Annotated in this window: 15 protein-coding genes; 6 read left to right on the forward strand and 9 right to left on the reverse strand. The window is 47.2% G+C overall.

Features of this window, described 5'->3' with window-relative positions; translation table 11 throughout:
• Positions 1–151 precede the first annotated feature (151 nt).
• From Q0460_RS05350 to Q0460_RS05360, 3 genes are all read left to right on the forward strand, one after another.
• Positions 152–2395 carry a DNA translocase FtsK gene (locus Q0460_RS05350; RefSeq protein WP_299085776.1) on the forward strand — a complete coding sequence of 748 codons (2244 nt, stop codon included), beginning with the start codon at positions 152–154 and terminating at the stop codon, positions 2393–2395.
• A gap of 1625 nt (positions 2396–4020) precedes the next feature.
• Positions 4021–5181 carry an FtsW/RodA/SpoVE family cell cycle protein gene (locus tag Q0460_RS05355; RefSeq protein WP_297923671.1) on the forward strand — a complete coding sequence of 387 codons (1161 nt, stop codon included), beginning with the start codon at positions 4021–4023 and terminating at the stop codon, positions 5179–5181.
• Positions 5182–5318: 137 nt separating this feature from the next.
• A complete protein-coding gene (locus Q0460_RS05360) occupies positions 5319–6332 on the forward strand; it encodes a UDP-N-acetylglucosamine--N-acetylmuramyl-(pentapeptide) pyrophosphoryl-undecaprenol N-acetylglucosamine transferase (protein ID WP_299085656.1) in 1014 nt (337 codons plus the stop codon).
• A gap of 268 nt (positions 6333–6600) precedes the next feature.
• On the opposite strand, the gene Q0460_RS05365 is transcribed toward Q0460_RS05360, so the two are convergent.
• A complete protein-coding gene (locus Q0460_RS05365; RefSeq protein ID WP_299085658.1) occupies positions 6601–7242 on the reverse strand; it encodes a tetratricopeptide repeat protein in 642 nt (213 codons plus the stop codon).
• A 17-nt stretch (positions 7243–7259) separates the two neighbouring features.
• Positions 7260–7610 (reverse strand): hypothetical protein, encoded by a 351-nt coding sequence (locus Q0460_RS05370; protein WP_299085660.1) that lies wholly within the window; start codon positions 7608–7610, stop codon positions 7260–7262.
• 317 nt (positions 7611–7927) lie between these two features.
• Here Q0460_RS05370 and htpG point away from each other — a divergent pair, with 317 nt between their 5' ends.
• Positions 7928–9769 carry a molecular chaperone HtpG gene (gene htpG / locus Q0460_RS05375; protein ID WP_299085662.1) on the forward strand — a complete coding sequence of 614 codons (1842 nt, stop codon included), beginning with the start codon at positions 7928–7930 and terminating at the stop codon, positions 9767–9769.
• 444 nt (positions 9770–10213) lie between these two features.
• Positions 10214–11605 carry an OprD family outer membrane porin gene (locus tag Q0460_RS05380; protein ID WP_299085664.1) on the forward strand — a complete coding sequence of 464 codons (1392 nt, stop codon included), beginning with the start codon at positions 10214–10216 and terminating at the stop codon, positions 11603–11605.
• A 490-nt stretch (positions 11606–12095) separates the two neighbouring features.
• Here Q0460_RS05380 and Q0460_RS05385 read toward each other — a convergent pair whose 3' ends face one another.
• The 4 genes from Q0460_RS05385 to Q0460_RS05400 all read right to left on the reverse strand — a co-directional run bounded on the left by Q0460_RS05385 (position 12096) and on the right by Q0460_RS05400 (position 15654).
• Positions 12096–12548 carry a hypothetical protein gene (locus Q0460_RS05385; protein ID WP_299085666.1) on the reverse strand — a complete coding sequence of 151 codons (453 nt, stop codon included), beginning with the start codon at positions 12546–12548 and terminating at the stop codon, positions 12096–12098.
• Between the two features lie 383 nt (positions 12549–12931).
• Complete coding sequence (locus Q0460_RS05390; RefSeq protein WP_299085779.1) at positions 12932–13603, reverse strand: NapC/NirT family cytochrome c; 672 nt, start codon at positions 13601–13603, stop codon at positions 12932–12934.
• Entirely contained in the window at positions 13600–14031 is a 432-nt protein-coding gene (locus Q0460_RS05395) for a cytochrome c3 family protein (protein ID WP_299085668.1), read from the reverse strand. Before Q0460_RS05395 ends, Q0460_RS05390 begins: the two co-directional genes overlap by 4 nt.
• Positions 14032–14112: 81 nt before the next feature.
• The gene (locus Q0460_RS05400; RefSeq protein WP_299085670.1) at positions 14113–15654 is read right to left on the reverse strand and encodes a flavocytochrome c; all 1542 of its coding nucleotides are present in this window, start codon (positions 15652–15654) and stop codon (positions 14113–14115) included.
• Between the two features lie 139 nt (positions 15655–15793).
• Here Q0460_RS05400 and Q0460_RS05405 point away from each other — a divergent pair, with 139 nt between their 5' ends.
• Positions 15794–16705 carry a LysR family transcriptional regulator gene (locus Q0460_RS05405; protein ID WP_299085672.1) on the forward strand — a complete coding sequence of 304 codons (912 nt, stop codon included), beginning with the start codon at positions 15794–15796 and terminating at the stop codon, positions 16703–16705.
• 90 nt (positions 16706–16795) lie between these two features.
• Here Q0460_RS05405 and Q0460_RS05410 read toward each other — a convergent pair whose 3' ends face one another.
• The 3 genes from Q0460_RS05410 to Q0460_RS05420 all read right to left on the reverse strand — a co-directional run bounded on the left by Q0460_RS05410 (position 16796) and on the right by Q0460_RS05420 (position 19706).
• Positions 16796–16945, reverse strand: a complete 150-nt coding sequence (locus Q0460_RS05410) for a hypothetical protein (protein WP_299085674.1) — start codon at positions 16943–16945, stop codon at positions 16796–16798.
• A 105-nt stretch (positions 16946–17050) separates the two neighbouring features.
• Complete coding sequence (locus tag Q0460_RS05415) at positions 17051–19186, reverse strand: hypothetical protein (RefSeq protein ID WP_299085676.1); 2136 nt, start codon at positions 19184–19186, stop codon at positions 17051–17053.
• Complete coding sequence (locus Q0460_RS05420) at positions 19179–19706, reverse strand: outer membrane lipoprotein carrier protein LolA (RefSeq protein WP_299085678.1); 528 nt, start codon at positions 19704–19706, stop codon at positions 19179–19181. The genes Q0460_RS05415 and Q0460_RS05420 overlap by 8 nt, the downstream gene beginning before the upstream one ends.
• Positions 19707–19729: the final 23 nt, after the last annotated feature.

Below are 19729 nucleotides of genomic sequence, written 5' to 3' on the forward strand. Positions count from 1 at the left end.
ATTCCGCGCCTGCGAGGGCGCGGAATTTTATCAAAGCATTAAAATTTCGTCCTTCAAATAAAATTTTAACCTTCGTTTGGCTAAAATACCGCTTTAAATTTAAGGATCAATCATAGTTAAAGAAGTATATTTTATCGTCGTATCGGCTATCATAATATTTTTTGGGCTTGCTACTATTGCGCCCGATTCCGCGCTTGTAGGCAGCGCAGGCAATGCCATCCGCTCGTTTAATACCCAGCTATTTGGTTATTTTGCATACATCTATCCGCTATTTTTGCTCGCTTTAGCATACGTAGCCTATAAGCATTTTCGCGGTTTTGACTTTAGATTTTTTGAGTTTAGCATCGGCGCGATTTTGCTGTTTTTTACCATTTTGATGGTGCAGTCGAGTCTCTTTGGTGCTAGCGGCGGAGCAGTCGGCAGCTTTGCAGTGGACGGGCTTAGGCGAATGATCGGAAGCGTCGGCGTGTGGATTTTTAATATTACGATTTTTGTGCTTTCGCTAGTGCTTATATTTGAAGATCGCTTTACCGACATCATCAAAAACTGCTTTATTGGCTCAAGAGATGAAAGCTCGCAGGATGAAATTGGGGATGATTTTGCTAGCGACGCGGATGCAGCACAAAGGGGCGGGCTCGCAAGGCATTCGTCTGCGCAAGGATTGAGAGGTGCGGAAAATTTTAACGCTTCGAATGACACTTTAAGCGCAGAGGAAAATTCGGCGAAACAGGGTAATTTTGCGGAGCAGGGCGCAAGCGGACGCGGTTTTGAAAGCGGGCAAAATTTTCAAAATTTAAACGATGCTCGCGAGCCCGAGAATGAGCAGAATTTCGGTGACGCGCAGGGTCCGCAGGCTTCCGCTGAACGCGAGCTTAAAATGCCGCAAAAGGGAAAGCCGAGCAGACTAAAAAGGGTCGAGCGCCTAAGCGAGGTCGCCGAAAATAAAAGGCTTTTGGATCAGCTCGATAAGGGCAGGATGGCTAAGCCCAAGGATTTTAAGCTGCCGCCGCTTGATTTTTTAAACTTGCCGCCGAAAAAGAAAAGTAGCATCGACGAGAGCGAGATCGATCGTAAAATTTACGACCTGCTCGATAAGCTGCGTAAATTTAAGATCGACGGCGACGTAGTGCGGACCTACTCAGGCCCAGTCGTTACGACCTTTGAGTTTCGCCCCGCCGCGCACATCAAGGTGAGTAAAATTCTAACGCTGCAAGACGATCTGGCGATGGCGCTTCGGGCGCAGACCATCCGTATCCAGGCGCCGGTTCCGGGCAAAGACGTCGTAGGCATCGAGATACCGAATCAAAATATCGATACGATCTATCTGCGCGAAATTTTAGAAAGCGACGTGTTTAAAAGCGCCTCCAGCCCGCTTACCATCGTGCTTGGCAAGGACATCGTGGGGCAGCCTTTCGTCACCGATCTTAAGAAGCTGCCGCACCTTCTCATCGCAGGCACCACCGGAAGCGGCAAGAGCGTGGGCATCAACGCCATGCTGCTTAGCCTTTTGTATCGCAACTCGCCCAAGAGCCTGCGCCTTATAATGATCGATCCGAAGATGCTCGAGTTTAGCATCTACAACGACATCCCGCACCTGCTAACGCCCGTCATCACGCAGCCTAAGCAGGCGATCATCGCGCTAAGTAATCTTGTTTCAGAGATGGAGCAGCGCTACTCGCTCATGGCGCAAAACAGGACGAAAAACATCGATAACTACAATGAAAAGATGCTACGCGAGGGCGGTGAAATTTTGCCTTACATCGTCGTTATCATCGACGAGCTCGCGGATCTGATGATGACGAGCGGCAAGGACGTGGAGCACTACATCGCGCGTCTGGCGCAGATGGCGCGCGCCAGCGGCATCCATCTCATCGTAGCGACGCAGCGCCCTAGCGTGGACGTCGTCACGGGGCTTATAAAGGCGAATCTGCCTAGCCGCATCAGCTTCCGAGTGGGCTCGAAGGTTGATAGTAAGGTGATTTTGGATCAGATGGGCGCGGACAGCCTGCTCGGGCGGGGCGATATGCTCTTTACGCCGCCTACCGCGCCGGGGCTCATCCGCCTGCACGCGCCGTTTACGACCGAGAATGAGATCAACAAGATCGCGGAATTTTTAAAGGCGCAAGAAAGCGTCGTTTATGACGAGAGATTTTTGATCGAAAACGAGGGCGCCAAGCAAGAAGGCGGTATAATCAATCCGCAAAATATCGTGCTTGACGAGCTTTACGACGAGGCGAAGGCGATTGTTTTGGAGGAGGAGAAGACCTCGATCAGCTACCTGCAGCGCCGCTTGCGTATCGGGTATAATCGCGCCGCGACGATCATCGAGCAGCTCGAACAGATGGGCGTTTTAAGCGAGATCAACGCCAAAGGCCAGCGCGATATAATTAAGTAAGCTTCAAAATTTCGATAAAATTTAAGCGGCGAAATTTTGAAATTTATTGGATTTGCGGGCGCCAGAATTTTTAAAATTTAATCGATCTGCGTCGGTGAAATTTTAAAATTTATCGGATATGAAGCGGTAGAATTTTAAAATTTTTTGATCTGCATGGCGGATTTTAAATTTTAAAATTTGCGCGTTTCGCAGCTCGCGCTTGTGCCTCTGTGGCTGCAGCAAGGCAGACGGTTTATACGGATGCGAGGATGTGTCGAAGTTCTTTGCGGTGCGGCAGGCGTTTTAAAGTAGTGCTCGGCGGGTATAAACAAGCGCGTTTTACAGCTTGCGCTTGCGACGTGCGCGCTGTCTAAATTTATTATAAGGCGCGAGTTTAATGTGCGCTGTGCTCTTGGCACTAAATTTCAACTGCGGTGTGAAATTTCAAAGTGCAAGCGGAGTAGAAATAGGGCAGTTTTAAAATTGAGTACTAAAAATTTTACGGTTTTAAATTTTATAAATTTACAAAGCTCCGCAGAATTTAAAATTTTAAAATTTTGCTTCTTTTTGGGCTTTGGAATTTTGAAATTTTAAAATTTGCCGCAACGGACCCGAATTTAAATCGCGCCGCGCCGATATGAAACGTCTTGCGACTGCGCAAGCGGAAGAAGTTGCTGCAGACTTGGCTTGCGGCGCGCGAGTACATGAGTAAAAAGTTCGTTGTGTGCTGAAGGTTAGTAGCAAAGTATTGCGGTTGTGCGTGGCGACCGACGTGCGGCACGAGTGCTCGCGCTGCACACTAAAAGCCGTTGTGTCGAAAGCCGCTCGACAAAAGCTGTTTGGCGCGCGGCGTTTTGTGTGGGTATAATTCGCAGTGCGGCTGCATTGGCGGTATGTTTTGTGATGCGAATATGCTTACATGCTCTGCGATGTAAAAATTTTAGAATAAAATTTTATCGCTGTGCGTATAAATTTAATGAAATTTGCGACGTAGCAGCGAATGAATTTAAAACGAAATTGCGCACGGACTATGCAGTGCAAACGCGGTTTTGCAGCTAAGTCATATTTTACAGTGTGGCTGCGTTGTAAGATGCGACATGTTTTACGCCACTGCGCGTTGAAAATAGATCGGCACGCGAGCGCGTTTGCAATGATGTTGCGGCGTAAAATTTTGTAACTACCGCGCGCTACTCTTGTGTGATTTTGCGTAGTTGTGGTTTGCGACCTTGTTATCGCGTGCCGAAAGTCGTCGCGATACGCCTACCAGAGCAGAATGCACCCGCCTGTAATTAAAAGGTTGCGCTCTACGGTGCGGCAGCGTGCGTCAAAAGTCGTCGCGATATGTTAGAATAGAACGTACGCAATGCACACTTGCGGGATAACTAGAGATCGTACCTTGTGGCGCGCTACCCTGCAGTGTACGCCGAAAAGCCGCCTATGTGTGAGAATAAAATTCGCGCCGCGTTCCAAAAGACAATGTGTGATCGTGCCACGCGTAAAAGATGCGCGATCGCGCTGCATGCCAAAAAAATGATGCGCGATCGGCGCCATGCAGCACGGGCGCGATGCGAAGTCCGAGCCTCGCGCAGCAGACGAAGCGTGCACGGCACACGCAAATGCGAATAAATTTTAAAACGGAGAGATGATTGAAAACCGATAAATGGCTTTATTACTTCACCTGCGCGCTCATTACGATCGGCATGATATTTTCGCTGTCGCTGAGCTCATATACGGTGCTTCTGCTGGGTGCTACGCCGTTACATTTTTTTTATCGTCAGTGCGCGGTAGGGATCGCGTGCATCGCGGTGATGTGGATCGTCTCGCGCGCCGATCCCGATAAATGCTTAACGCCGGTGTGCATGTCGCTTTTTGCGATAATGGGGATTTTGATGCTCGCGATGGGCTTTTTGCCCAAATCCCTGGTCGCCGACGTAAACGGCGCGGCGCGCTGGATCAGACTGCCGTTTTTTAACCTCGCGCCGGTGGAATTTTTCAAGGTGGGCTTCATCTACTTTTTAGCGTGGAGCTTCTCGCGCAAGCTCGATCACTCCAAAAAAAGCATCGGGCGCGAGATTGCGACGCTGCTTCCTTACGTAGCGCTTTTCGGCTTTGTAGTGATCCTAGTCGCCATCGTGCAAAACGATCTAGGGCAGGTCGCGGTACTGGGGCTTACGATGATTTTTATGTCGCTTTTTGCGGGCACGAGCTTCAAGCTCATCGGCTTTAGCTTTATGGGGATTTTGGGGCTTGCTTACGTCTTTATCGTCACTAGCGCGCACAGGGTCGATCGCGTGCGCTCGTGGTGGGGCGGCGTGCAGGATTTCGTGCTGTCATTTATGTCGCCGGAAACTGCCGCTGGGCTGCGCATAGAGGACGCTAGCGCGCCGTATCAGGTCGGACACTCGCTAAATGCGATAAACAACGGCGAGTTTTTCGGACAGGGGCTCGGGCTTGGAAGCTTTAAGCTAGGATATCTGAGCGAGGTGCATACAGACTTCGTGCTCGCGGGTATCGCCGAAGAATGGGGATTTGTCGGGATTTTGCTCATCGTGGCGCTATTTTATGCGATGCTATTTCGCATCTTTCAGACCGCGAGTAAGTCGCCGAGTAACGTAAATTTCCTCTTTTGCCTGGGTATCGGCTTTATGTTTTTCTTTTCGTTCATTATCAATTCCTACGGTATTACGTCGATCTCACCAGTAAAGGGTATCGCCGTGCCGTTTCTAAGCTACGGCGGCAGCCACCTGCTCGCGGCGTCGTTTGCGGTGGGGCTCGTTTTGATGGCGTCGAAAAGAGCAAAATTTTAAGGCTTTTGCGGGTTTGTGGCGAGCGCTGTTTAAATTTAGACGTAAAATTTAGAGCCGAATTTGCGCTTAAAATTCTGCGCCGAAGTGCGCTGAGGCTTAAATTTAGCGGCGAAATTTTATAAATTTAAAGGAAAAGTATGGTCATAGCAATCAGCGGCGGCGGCACCGGCGGGCATCTGATAATCGCTAAAAATTTAGCCGCCCGCCTTGCAAAGCAGGGCATCAGAGCGATCTTCATCGGCTCAAATCGCGGACAGGATCGCGCGTGGTTTGAGGGTAGCGAGCTTTTTGCGCGCACCTATTTTTTGCAAAGCTCGGGCGTTGTCGATAAAAAGGGATTTGCCAAGCTAGCCTCGCTGCTAAATATCCTGCGCCTTTCGCTTACGGCGCGTAAAATTTTAAAGCAAAACGGCGTCCGCGCACTCATCAGCGTGGGCGGATACAGCTCGGCGCCCGCATCCATCGCGGCGATCCTTTCTCGCGTGCCGTTTTTTATCCATGAGCAAAATGCCGTTTGCGGGCGGCTCAACCGCCTGCTGAGGCCCTTTGCGCGCGCGTTTTACAGCTCCTATGAAAAGCCCGCGTTTGCTTATCCGATCGCGGATATTTTTTTTGAGACGGCACGGCCGCGCACGGCGCTTAAGACGGTCATCTTTTTGGGCGGCTCGCAGGGGGCGAGCTTTATCAACTCACTTGCTGTGGAGCTTGTGCCTAAGCTTTTGGGCCTCGGATACGGCGTGATCCATCAGTGCGGCGAGCGCGAGTTTGAGCGTATCTCGCAAATTTACGCACAGCAGGGCCTTGACGTGCAGCTCGTGGGCTTTTGCAAAAACATGCACGAGCTCATCGCAAGCGCCGATCTTTGCGTCGGACGCAGCGGCGCCAGCACGCTGTGGGAGCTCTGCGCAAACGGCCTGCCCGCGATATTCGTGCCGTTTCCGTTCGCGGCGGCGGACCATCAGTTTTATAACGCGAAATTTCTTAAAGAGCGCGGGCTTTGCGAAATTTTACGTCAAGAGGACGCGAGCGGCGAGCGGATTTTAGGTTTGATTGAGAGCTTCGACGTGGCGCGCGCGAGCAAAGGACTGCTTGAGCTTGCGGATCGAAACGGCGCGCAAGCGATAATCGACGATGTGATGAGTAAAATTTAAGGCGCTTCTGTTTTTATGCCTGCGCTTTGCACGTAAATTTCGTCGCATGGCAGGGTGAGTAAAATTTAAAATTCACTTTTTCATGCGCTTTGCTACGCGCGAATACGGCGAAAGAGGGCAGGATACGATGCTTTAAGAACAAAAGGCGGCGCAAGGATCGGCTACTACGCAAGGGCGGCGCAAACGAGAGCAGCGAAAATTTAAATTTGATTTGGGAAAATTTGAGAGGTTTTACCCGAGCTAAATTTGTGCTCGGGTAAAATTCGGATTATTTTAGTAATTCATACATATCGCAAGCTTCTTGAAGATATTCTGCATCGTCAGTATTTTTTACAAGCTCGCAAGTTTTCTTATAATATTGCGCAGCTTCGTCATTATATTCATACTGATAAAGAATTTTGGCTATATCATTGCACGCATATGGGTATCCGCCGTCGCAAGACTTTTTATAATACTCGCTACCTTTTTCTTCATCTTTGGGTATTGTTCTATATATATCTCTCCTATCCCCCTCAAAATATATATATCCTAATCTATAATATACCTCCTCAAGCTTACCATCATAAGCCGTATTAAATAGTTCAAAAGCTTTTTTATCGTCTTTCTCAACGCCAAGCCCTCGAAGATACATATATCCTAGGCAAAAGTAAGCCTCTCTAACATCAAACTTGTCCTCTTTTTTAACGTTGTCTTTTTTGCAAGCTTTTTCAAGGAAAAATTTTGCTTTTATATAATCCCTGCGAATATAATCGCTAGAGGTCATATATGTACCAAAAAGATATTTTATGCCATAACTAAGACAAGTATCAACGCTTCCACTCTCACACTCTTTTTTATTCTCTGAAAAATTTTCTCCTCTTGCAAATGCCAAATTCGCTAGAACTGCTAAAACCAAAATTGCTTTTTTCATTCTTTTCTCCTTTGAAATTATTTGTGAATGCAATACGCTAAACACGCAAGTAGAGCCATTATTATGAGCAAAAGAACAATCAGAATAGGAAATCCTATCTTTTTATCTAATTTCTTATCGTACCAAGTTATTGTTGCATAGACAATAAAGCCCGCTACAGCTATAGTTAATACATTAATCCATAAATCTTTATCTAATATATTAGCCCATGCGCCGCCTACTATACCGCCCAAAATCGATAAAGAAACCTGGACAAAAGCTTCATTTTCTTTATCTTCATTTATATTTTTCGTTTCACTTTCTTTTTTATTGTTGTCCGTGCCGTTTTGGGTCAAGACTTCGTTCTCATTAATTTTATTCTCAGCCATATTTTTCCTTTCAACCAAAAATTTAGCGCATTCTATCCCCCCCACTTAAAAATCTATAAATTTAATTATCGGCTTTTCGTTTTTCCTTTTTGCAATGAATACTCACTGCAATACGCCTAAATTTTTATTAAAATTTTACGTCGAGTGAGCGGCTATTTCATAGGTAGCAAATCGAGCGAAATTCCACGTTAAATTTTAAAGCGAGCCTCTAAATTTACAAAACTTGATAGTATTCATATCAAGTTTATTTATTCTACTCTTGACAAGATTAGCACTCCATGATATAATCTGCCAAAATTTTTAAAAAGGACCGCATAATGGCAAAGAAAAAATTTAAGACCGAAGTGAATGATCTGCTAAATTTGATGATCCATTCGCTTTATTCAAACAAGGAGATTTTCCTGCGCGAGCTCATCTCAAACGCAAGCGACGCGCTGGATAAATTAAACTATTTGTGCCTTACAAACGACGAATATAAGGCGCTTTCGTATGTGCCGCGCATCGATATAAAGATCGACAAAGAGGCCAAAACGCTAAGCATCGGCGACAACGGCATCGGCATGGACGAGGCCGAGCTCGAGAGCAATCTAGGCACTATCGCGCGCAGCGGTACGAAGGGCTTTATGGCGAGCCTTAGCGGCGATGCGGCGAAGGATAGCAACCTCATCGGACAGTTCGGCGTCGGGTTTTATTCGGCGTTTATGGTAGCGGATCGTATCGAGGTGATCAGCCGCAAGCCGCTCTCGCAGGATGCCTTTAAATGGAGCAGCGACGCGAGCAACTACGCGATCGAAAAAGCGCAAAAAGAGGACTTCGGCACGACGATAATCCTGCATATGAAAGATGAAGAGTTTTTGGACGGCTACAGGCTCGAGGGCATTATCAAAAAATACTCCAACCACATCCCTTATCCGATCTTTATGGATAAAGAAGAATACATTCCCGCGCAAAAAGAGGGCGAGCAGGGACATAGCGAGGTTAAAAACGTCCAGATCAACCGCGCGAGCGCGCTTTGGCAACTGCCAAAAAGCAGCCTAAAGTCAAGCGATTACAATGAATTTTACAAGCAGATCAGCCACGACAGCGGCGATCCACTGTTTTATATCCATACTAAGGCTGAGGGCACGCACGAATACACGACGCTTTTTTACGTGCCGAGTAGCGAGCCCTTCGATCTGTACCGCGTCGATTATCAAAGCGGCGTGAAGCTCTACGTCAAGCGCGTTTTCATCACCGATGACGCTAAAGAGCTGCTACCTAGCTACCTGCGCTTCGTGCGCGGCATAATGGACGTCGAGGATCTGCCGCTAAACGTAAGCCGCGAAATTTTGCAAGAAAATCGAATTCTAGCCTACGTCCGCGAGCAGAGCGTCAAAAAAATTCTATCCGAGCTGCAGAAGCTTTTGCAAAGCGATCGCGAAAAATACATAAAATTTTACGAATTATTCGGCAAGGTTCTGAAAGAGGGGCTTTACGGCTTCGGCGCAAACAAAGAGGAAATTTTAAAGCTTTGTCTTTTCAAATCAAATCTGCGAGACGGTCTCATCACGCTTAGCGAGTATAAGGAAAAAATGAAAGAGGGTCAAAAAGAGATCTATTATATCGCGGGAAACAGCGCCGCGATGCTTAAAAGCTCGCCTCTGATCGAGAAATTTAACGCCGAAGGCACGGAGGTGTTGCTCTGCGATGATGAGATCGATACGATCGTGATGCCGGGCGTTTTTGAGTTTGATAAGACGCCGGTTAAAAATGCGACTTCGATCAAGCAAGAAGCTGCGGACGACGACGCTGCGACGCCGCAAGCCAAAGAGATCGCCGCAAAGATCAAAGAAATTTTAGGCGAACGCGTCAAGGACGTTAAAATTTCATCGCGTCTAAGTGGCTCGCTTTCCTGCCTTGTTTTTGACGAGAACGATCCCGATTTTGCGACGCAGCAGCTGCTTAAGCAGATGGGAGGCCGCAATCTGCCGCCAATAAAGCCGATTTTGGAGATCAACGCAGATCACGAGATCATCAAAAAGCTGCAGGCCGACAAACTGATGCTGCCGCAGGTAGCCGAGATAATCTACGATCTGGCGCGCCTTAGCGAGGGGCAGGAGCTAGAAAATCCGAGCGAGTTTATCAAAAACGTAAATGAGCTGATCGCAAAGGCTCTGTAGATTATCTAAATTTAGAGCTTCGATCCGCTACCTAAATTCCGCGCGGCTGCATAGGCTGTATAAATCTATGGAGTCGCGCTTTAAATTTAAAAAGAAATTTTAGCTTGCAAACTTCACCGCGCTTTCTAAATTTTAAAATTTAAAAGCGGCGTAATTTCACTCTTTGATTTCGGTAAAATTTTATCCGGCGGCTCGGTTTGGCGTTTTGGAAATTTTGAGGTTTTGATCGCTTTTATTCGCGAGTCGAGGTCGGGGTGAGAGCCGAAAATATTCGTCAAATCATGAAATCATAAATAGGGCGATAAATTTCACTATTCATTAATTTAATCTTTACAAAGTTGCGTAATTTTATTTTAATTTCCCCCTTTTTATCGCAAACAGCGAGATTGTTTGATATAATTCATTTTATAAATATTTGTAAATCTTTATGAAAGGAGATTTCGAATGAAACTCATCAAACTAAGTTTGGCTACGGCAGTTTGCGCATGCGCTGTATCATCGCTAAGCGCGGCGGACAGCGTAGCCGATGCGATTACTAACGGTAAGCTTGGCGGAACGGTAAAGACAACTTACGCCAATAAAACCGTAGACAATAGAGGCGAAGCCGCTACGGGCGATAACGACTACGAGGCATTCGGCGTGGGTCTTGAGCTTGGATACGTTACTGATCCTCTTTACGGCTTTAGAATAGGGCTTACCGGGCAAGGCTGGTTGATGCCGTATCACGTAGGCTCAAGCAATAAGATCGCCTACGATAAGGAGTGGTATACCAAGGGTGCGGTATTGTCTGAATTATACCTGGGATACGGCATAGGCAATACCGATATAAAAGCAGGAAGACAATATGTCGTTACTCCGCTGGTAGCAGGCAACTATACGAGGGCGTTTAAAGAAGCTTTCGAGGGCGTGGCGATATCTAATAAAGATATCCCCGATACTACCTTGTGGGGCGGATGGTTTTATAAATTCCAAGGAAGGAGTAAAACCGCTATGGGCGCTCCGGCTGGCGAAGGAAAGGCTCCTTTGTTTAAAGATCGGGTGATTCTGGGTAATATGACGGGTCCCGTCACCGTAAAATTTGAAAATATCTTCTCCGCATACGTTCAAAACAAATCCTTGCCTTATACTACTTTAACTGGCGCTTACGCAGCGATAACGGACGTAAAACCCGCTAACGCGTTAAAAGACGGCGACGTTAACCTATATCTTGCCGAGGCAAATGTAAAAGTGCCGGTAGGCGAGATTTTAAAGCTAGGATTTGATCTTAACTACAAAGGCTCGCGCGTAAACGGAGGGCTGGAGCCAAGAAGGCTTGACGGCGATATGTTCGGAGCAAGAGTCTCGGTTAGCGAGTTTTTCGGATTCGGTCTATCGTATGCCTATACGACCGTTAGCGACGATGATGCCGTTATTTTGGGCGTCGGCAACGGCCCGGGATCATACACCGCTCTGCCTATTAGAGGTCCATTCGTATTCACAGGATACGCGGGTATGGATACGCATAAGATCGTACTTGATTACAACTTCGGCGCTATCGGCCTAGATGGCTTCAAAACCGCACTGCACTACGTAAAAGGCGATCAAGACAGAGTAGGCGGCACAAATAATATCAATGCTAGCAGGGCTGCGGGACAAAGGGTCGGCACCAGCATGGACGTAGAGGGCTGGGCGGTAACGGCAAACTATGCTCCTAAGGCAGTGAAGGGGCTAAGCTTGGGCGTGAGCTATACTGCGCTTGAGAGGAGCGACCACTATGCTAGCGGCGTAAATAGAAAGTTCGACGAGAACGAGATATGGTTACAGGCTGCGTATAAATTTGATTTAAGCGGCAAGTAAAATTTTAAAGAGCGGAGTATTTCCGCTCTTTTTCATCTGCATTATTTTACCTCGTATATGACGCAAAAAGGGGCGTTAAACCCGAAATTTACTCTTTACCATCTGCATTATCAAGCAGGCTCGCGCTTGATAAATGTTTCATCCAAACTAAACTCCTTAAATTAAACATGCTCTTAAATTTTAAATGAAACGGAGGTGGAATTTATCTAAAATTTCGCCGCAGAGCTTGACGTACCAAAATTTAAATAAAGCCTGGGTGTTGAAATTTTGGCGAGGATTTTGTTCCGCGTGCTTTATAGGAATTTTAAATTTATAAGATTTTAGAAATTTCCTTATAATTACAAGAAATATACCTTTCTAGCGTTTTAAATCTTTTGATATGAAAGCGCGTGTATATTCTTTTAGGTGCATCGTTACAGACTCTCTTATTCCAGGCACATTTAAAATTCCTTTTGGAATATACTCTGCAACAAACACCATTTTATTTCTCTTACTTATCGATTAAGTTTTGTAACTCCATAGTGTAGTTCTCTCTTGATTTATATAGATCAATATCTCTATATGTTTTCAATGCAGCTTCTAATATATTTAAAATATCTTGAAATTTTAAGGTTAAAGTATATTTTGGTTTTAAACTTAAAAGTTGCCAAATTCTATGAAACTCATTCGGTATTTTTGTTTTATTGATTTTACAACTTTCGTCTAAAATAGCTTTGATATATTCTCCATCATAATATAAAACCCAAATAGATTTAGAAAGAAAAGCTCTATCATAATTTGGATCCGGAAAGCTATAAATTTTTAAAAGCCAACAGTCTAATTGCCTATCTATTGTAAAATTTAGATTTGGCAACTTTGCTCCATAATTATATTTACCATATAGCGCACTCAATCCATACTTCTCATCATCCTCTTTCGTGATGATTGCGTTTTCAAAAGCCATCGCTTCCTCCTAAAATTTTAATTCGATTATACCCTCGATAATTTATGCTAGCCTTATGCTCTCATAAATGTATCGTGAGTATGAAATTTCAAGTTAGCACTATAGTAAGGCTAAATATGCAAATTTAAGGGTTTTTGTCGATACTTTTCGTTTACAAGCTGGTGAGTAAGAAGCGCATAAACTTAAGTTGCGGGCAGTTGGTTTAAATATAGTCTGATAGATGAAATTTTAAATCGAGAATTCGGGTAAATTTTAAATCTAAAAACCGATAAATTTAATAAAAACTTCGCAAAACTTCGTCAAAATTTCAAAAATCCCGTCAAGGTCTCAGCTAAACCTCGGCGGAATTTTGAAATTTAGAAATTCTAGGATTTCAAGCGGCGTTATTTCTTCGCGCTAGAAGCGTCCATAAAGGCCTGCTCTTCGGCGCTCGGTTTATACTCATCGCCGAAGAATTTCTTCTTCGCCTTGATCTTCTCCTCCATCATCTTTTTTTCGTAAATTTTATACGTCGGTCGCCAGTACTCTAGGTAGTTGCGAAGCCCGATGCCGTGGCCCGCGCTTACGTGGCAGCTCGCGCATTTAAGCTCGCGCTCGGTGCCTAGGAGCTTTTTGTAGTGCGCGTGCATGCGTTGCGCCTGCTCGGAGGTGATCTTGCTGTCGATCACGGTGGCGTGGCAGCTCGTGCAGCCGTTGTCAAACACATAGTGCTCGCGGTTTTCGCGCCTTTTATTCCAATCAAATTTTTCGGGCTCGTCGAAGAAGTGCGAGTAGCCTTCCAGCACGCCGTTTTTGGCCTTTTGATAGACGTATTTTACGATATTGTCGTGCGGTAGGTGGCAGTCGACGCATTTGGCTTTGATGCCCGTTTTGCCCTTGCCCGAGTGGACGTCGTCTTGATAGGCGATCACCATCGGATCCATCTCGTGGCAGACGTCGCAAAATTTATCGGTGCTCGTTTTCTCAAGCGCATAGTGCACCGGCACGACGACGAAAAACCCTATAATACCGCTTATTAAGATGATAAGCGCTAGTAATTTTTTAGAAATTCTCATGGCGTCACCCCCATCCATTGCGGCACTTCGTGCTCGTGGCATTCGGTACACATATTCGTAGATGCTTTATGCTCGGCATGGCATTCGTCGCAGTATAGCGTAGGACCGTCGTGGACGGAGTTGTGTGGATTGGCCTTAAGCGTATCCATAAATTTTAGCCTCAAAGCGAGCTGCTTTTTGTCGCCGTGGCAGCTGATACAGCCCTTGTCGCCGATACTTTTAAATTTAGACGGATCGCTTCCTTGATTTATGTGGCAATCGACGCAGTCAAACGACAAATGCTCATGATGAGGTTTGATTTTATATTTTGCCCGAAGCTCATCTGAAACGACTATGTTCGTGGCGTTGGCGTCGTTAGCACTCGGCGCGCCGAACAAAGTCGCGATGATACAGCACAGAAACAGCGCCGTAAAACTGAAATTTTTCATTTACAACCTTTTGTAGAAGTGCCTTGCCGGCCCGCTTTCGCTAACCGGGCAAGGCTTAAAAGAGCTTGCGCTCAGACCAAATTAGGCGATCTGCTCGCCCGCGATCATTCCGAAAACTATGCAGTCGGTTATCGCAACGGTGCCTAAGCGGCTCGCGCCGTGAGTACCGCCGGTGATCTCGCCTGCAGCCCAGAGGCCTGGGATCGGTTTATTCGTCTTAGATGATAAGACCTCGGCTTTGGTATTGATTTTTAGTCCGCCCATCGTGTGGTGAGGCTTCGGCGATAGGCGGATGACGTAGAAAGGTCCCGCTTCGTTGATCTCGCTTAGCGCGCTTTCTTGTTTGCCGAACTCGTCTTTTTTAGCTCTCACGCCTTCGTTGTATTTTTTGACGCTCTGCTTTAGCGCATCCGCAGGCACGCCGTATTTACTGGCGATCTCATCTAGGCTCGCGCATTCGCCTACTAGCTTGCCGCTTGCCATGCCCTTGGAAATTACCTCTTCGCTTAGATCTTTAAACGCCATTTTGGTATCTGCAAATGTTATCGGATAGGCTTTCGGATCCTCGCGTAAAATTTTAAACTCGGCGTCCGCTCTAGTCTTGCGGTCTGCAAGCTCGTTCATAAAGCGTTTCCCCGTGCGAACGTCCACGGCGATACCGTATTTAAAGGTGCCTTGCTGAGTTAGGATCGGAGCGGTGCCGAAGCCCTTCTCATCGGGGCTTGCCCACGGACCAAACTGGATCCAATCGACCTGTACCGGATACGCGCCGATCTCAAAAGCTTTTAGCAGCGCGCCCGCGGTGGCTCCAGGATGGTTCGTGCTATCGACATCATCTGGGATGCGCGGGTCTTGAAGCTTGCGGAAAATTTTATCGCGGCAAAATCCGCCCGCTGCGAGCACTACGCCTTTTTTGGCTTTGAGCGTCTTTTTGGTACCGCTCGTGTTTTCAAGATCGTCGCTGTAAAGATTCGGATCAAATTTATACTCCTCGCGGATCACGACGCCCGCTACACGATCACCGTCCATTACGAAATCGTCAAATTTCGCGCGGCGGCGAAGCTCGCAGCCCTTATCTTTTAGCGCTTCAAATTTTTCAAGCATCGGCTGGATGTAACCTGAGCCGCTATCATTTGTAGTTAGCATCGAGCGCGCGACGCTGTGTCCGCCGAAGTGCGCGCAGTGATCCATTTTAAATTGCACGCCGTTATCTACGAGAAATTTAAACGCGTCTAAGCCACGATCGGCTAAGGTGCTTAAAAGCTCAGGGTGGTTGATGCCAAGTCCTGCTTTTAGACAGTCGTTCATAAATAGCTCTTTGCTATCCTTGATACCCGTTTTTTCCTGCACTGGGTTCATCGGCACGCTCATACCGCCGCCGTTGATGACGGAGTTTCCGCCGATACGGCCCATCTTTTCTAGGATTAGCACTTTATTGCCTTTTTGCGCGGCTTTTAAGCCTGCTGCAAGTCCCGCAAAGCCGCTGCCGATGATGATTACATCCCACTCCTCGTCAAATTTAACGTCCTTTGCGTCCACCGCACTTGCTTGCGCATTTACCGCGCCGAGTGCGAGCGCGCCGGCTCCTACCATACCCATTTTCAGTATGTCACGTCTCTGCATATTGCTCCTTTACTTTGAAATCCCTTAATCTTAAAGATTAATATTGTAATTTTATATTAAATCTTTATGTAAGTCAAATGTTATTTGGTATATAATTTAATAGCTAGAGGCTATAAAATTTCAACCGAAAGGGCAAAATATGAGCTTACGACATATGGAATTTGCGGTAAAAATTTCGGAGCTTAAAAGTTTTACAAAAGCGGCGAACGAGCTTGGAATCGCGCAGCCGTCGCTTTCAAAAAGCATTATGCTTTTAGAAAAGGAGCTTGGGGTCGAAATTTTCGATAGAAAAAACGGGCTTGAGCTTACCTACGCGGGCGAAATTTACATCGCCAGAGCGAAAAATATGCTTAGGCTCAATAAGGAGCTAAATAACGAAATACGCGGGCTTTTGTCGATCAAGACGGGCAAGCTCATCATCGGCGCGACCTCGACCAGCTTTAAATTTATCGAAAAGATCATCGCGGTCTTTTGTAGTAGGTTTTCGAAGGCCGATATCAGGATCGTGCACGTCCACTCCGAGCCCGCGCTCATCGAGATGCTAAAAAGCGGCGAGCTTGATATCATCTATGCCGCGCACTTCGGCGAGCTTTCTGCAGAGGGGCTTGAGTGCGAGTTTATAAAAAAGCGTAGGCTGCTTCTAAGCGTCTGCTCCTCTCATCCGGCTGTTTCGCGAGCGAGTATAAATTCTACCGAGAAATACCCTAAAATCGCACTTAGCGAGTTTAAATCCGATAAATTTGCAATAAGCGGTAAAATTTTAAAAAGCGAATCGAACTTTAAAAAGATCTTTGAAAACGCGGGCTTTACGCCTCAAATTTTCTGCGACACCTCATATTTTTACGTAGCTAACGCGATGGTCGCGGCGGGGCTTTGCGTGAGCTTTAGCTTCGCGCGGTACATTTTTGAGACGCAAAAGGACTATATCACGCTCTTTGACGTCGCGGATGAGCCGCTTTTGGACGTGTCGTTTTCAGTCGTGTATAAAAAGCCATCCAAGCTCGCAAAGGAATTTATAAAGATGATAAAAGCGGGCAAAAGCGGCGAGTAGGGCGCGCGGGTTTAAATTTAATAATGCGCTACAAAGGTTTAAATTTAATAACGCACCGCGAGGCGCTGCAGTCAAAATGCTTTTAAAATTTCATCTTACAATCTTGCTCTTTAAATTTAAGCTCGCAGCTTGCTTGGCTGAAATTTTATCTAAAATTTTATTTTGCGCTAGTCGGTTAAATTTTATCTTGCGCCACGCCAGGCTAAATTTTATCTCGCGGCGAGTCAGATTAAATTTCATCCGCTGCGGCTGCGTAAATTTACGGCGCGCTCTTTTATAAAATTTTATCTGCAAGCGGGTAAAGAGCGTCTATTTAGTACTTTGGGCTCTTTGGCTCCCGCTTGATTAGCTTTTCTTGCTCGCCGCTAAAACTTGCGCCAAGATCGCCGCTAGCGCGATATTTAGGCTGACGCATAGCCCAAACAGCGCCACAGCCTTGGTAGAGCTAAAAGCAAGCGTAAAAAAAGAGATTATGCTGGTTAAAGATGCGAGCGTTATGCCGAAAATTTTATCGCTAAGCGCCATTTTATCGTTATTTGCAAAGATCATATAATCGATCCCCACGGCGCCTGAGAGGATCAGCGCAAAGATCGCAAAAATATTTACGCTCACGCCGAATGCGCTAAGTAGGGCGAGCACGGCTAAATTTGTCGCAAAGACACAGATGACGATCAGCCACGCCGTCCGCGCTCCGAAAAACGCCCATAGCAATGCGAGTGCGAGGGCGTATGCGGCGCATTTTAGATACAGAGCGTTGATTTTGATCTGCGAAAACGCCTCGCTTATGGCACTTCGCATGTTTAGATGCAGCGCGCCCATCTGAGCGGCAAGCTCACTTACGGCTGTTTTATCGTGCACGCCGCGCAAAAAAGCGATATGCGGATCGATGCTCGGCATCGCGGCAAAAAGAATAGAGCTTCTGGCCTGCTCGTAGCTTAAAATGGGCGCATCTGCAATCTTGGCAAAGTTTGCATCCACGAGCTCGCGGCTGAGCCCGAGATTTAAAAATGCACTTCTATCGTAGTTTGCAAAGGCTTGTTTGATAAATCTCTGCGTAGCGGGATCCAAAATCGGCGCACCCGCGTATGAGTCCGCAAGACCGCGCGCCACGGCCTCTTTGGCTACCGCACTCGCGTTCTTGCCCACTATCAGATCAAAGCTGGAGCCGCCGATGCTCGCGAGCTTAGCGCTCATCGCGATTAGGTTTTTATCCAAGCTCGCGTATTCGCTGACGTCGTCCTTAAGCTCCATTTTAAAATACAAAAACGCAAGCAACGCCGTGCAAATGATGGCGAGCGCTTTGAAGCTTAAGCTTATCTTGCAAAGCGCCTTTGCGTAGAGCTCAAGAGCTTTTGCAAAAGCCGTAGCGGGGCGAAATTCTACCCCTTCAAGAAGCAGCGGCAGGGCGAAGTAGCTAAAGCAAAACGCCCCCGCAAGTGCGGCTATGGCAAAGATCGCGATCTCTTTGAGCAGAAAAAACGGACTGAATAAAAATACGAAGTAGCCCCCCGCCGTGATGAAAAAGCCTAGAAGCAGGATGTTTCGCATGCTTTTTATCGAGCGAGCTTTGATCCGACGCGCGATGTTTGCGCCGAGCCAGTGCACGGCATAATCCAGCATCAGCCCGATTAGGCTCGTCGAAACCACGGCGCTTAGGATATGGATCGAGCCGCGGATCGCCATCGTGGCGGCTACGCCGCAGGCGAGCCCGAAAAGCGCGGGCAGCAGCAGGCAGAATATCCGTGCGCGCGAAAATGCCGCCAGCAGCAGCGCCGCGCACAGGCTAAGAGAAACGGCGCCCGCGACGGAGCTTTCGCGCACGCCCGCGCTTTTGCCCAATGCGCTAAAAAGGGCGGTGCCGGAGATTAAAATTTCGCTCTTTTGCGCCTCGCGCACCAGAGCGCTAAGCGCGTCGTCGTTTGCTTTCGGAGCGAGCCTAGCCGTAGCGAAGTAGTACGGCGCGCCGTCAATGGTCGCGATGAAGCGGTTTTGCGCAGGATCAAGTCTGATAGCGCCGTGAGTGCCGAGGCGCGAGTGAAGGCTGAGCGAGAAAAAATCCTGTGAGAGGCTAAGCGGGCGAAATTTTGAGTAAAGCTCACGCGCGCTACGCTCAAAAAAGGCCTGCGGATCGTTTTTCAAAAGCTCCACGCTCGCATCGTCTAGCATCGCGGGCGCAAAGCGCGCAAGCTCGCTCTGATACACGCTCGCGTCCTTTACTTCATAGATTATGCTCTCAAAAAGCCCGCTTTTTTGCATATCCGCAATGAACGCGTCAAAGCTCGCTTTCTCTGCGCTTGCGACGATTATTTGCCTCGCGATCTCGCGGTTGAAATCCTCGACGCTCTGTTTCTGCTCGCCGGAAATTTCAATACCGCTTAGCTCGTAAAAATCGGAATTTACGCGGTTTAAATTTAACGCTATAAATGCGCAAAGCGCGATGAATGCCGCGCCGAATACCGCTAAAACCGCACTCTTACTCATCTAAGCTCACGACGCTAGAAAATACGTTTTCGCTCACGTCGCCGTTAGCGCTGTTAATTCGTAGCACCCTGACGTAGGCGCCGCCCTCGATCACGATATTTTTAAAGATATTTTGCAGCATCCCTTTTGGGCTTAGCTCGGCGCGCCACGCATCTTTGCTGCCGCTTAGCGCGATCGAGAAATTTTTGCTAAGTCGCGCTACGTCCAGGCGCGAGATCGCCAAAAAGGTGTCCTTATCAAAAAGCGAATCGGCGCTTTTGACCCATACTTCGCCGCTGCGTTCAAAAACGCCGTCCGCGCCGATTTTTAGCTCGCTTCGCACCGGCTTTAGCGTCGTCCAAAACAGCTCGCCACCTTTGATCCTAAACTCGCCGCTGCTTCGTACGGGCTCAGCAAAGCCCTCAATGCTGAGCGTTTCGCTAAATTTGCCGCCGATATTGTCGGTCTTAAGCGCCAGATCGCTTACTTCAAGCGCGCTCGCAAGTCCCAAAATCGCTAAAAATAAAGCTAAAATTTTCATCGTAGTCCTTTAAATTTTTATGC

The organism is uncultured Campylobacter sp., assembly GCF_937980635.1.
Taxonomy (GTDB): domain Bacteria; phylum Campylobacterota; class Campylobacteria; order Campylobacterales; family Campylobacteraceae; genus Campylobacter_B.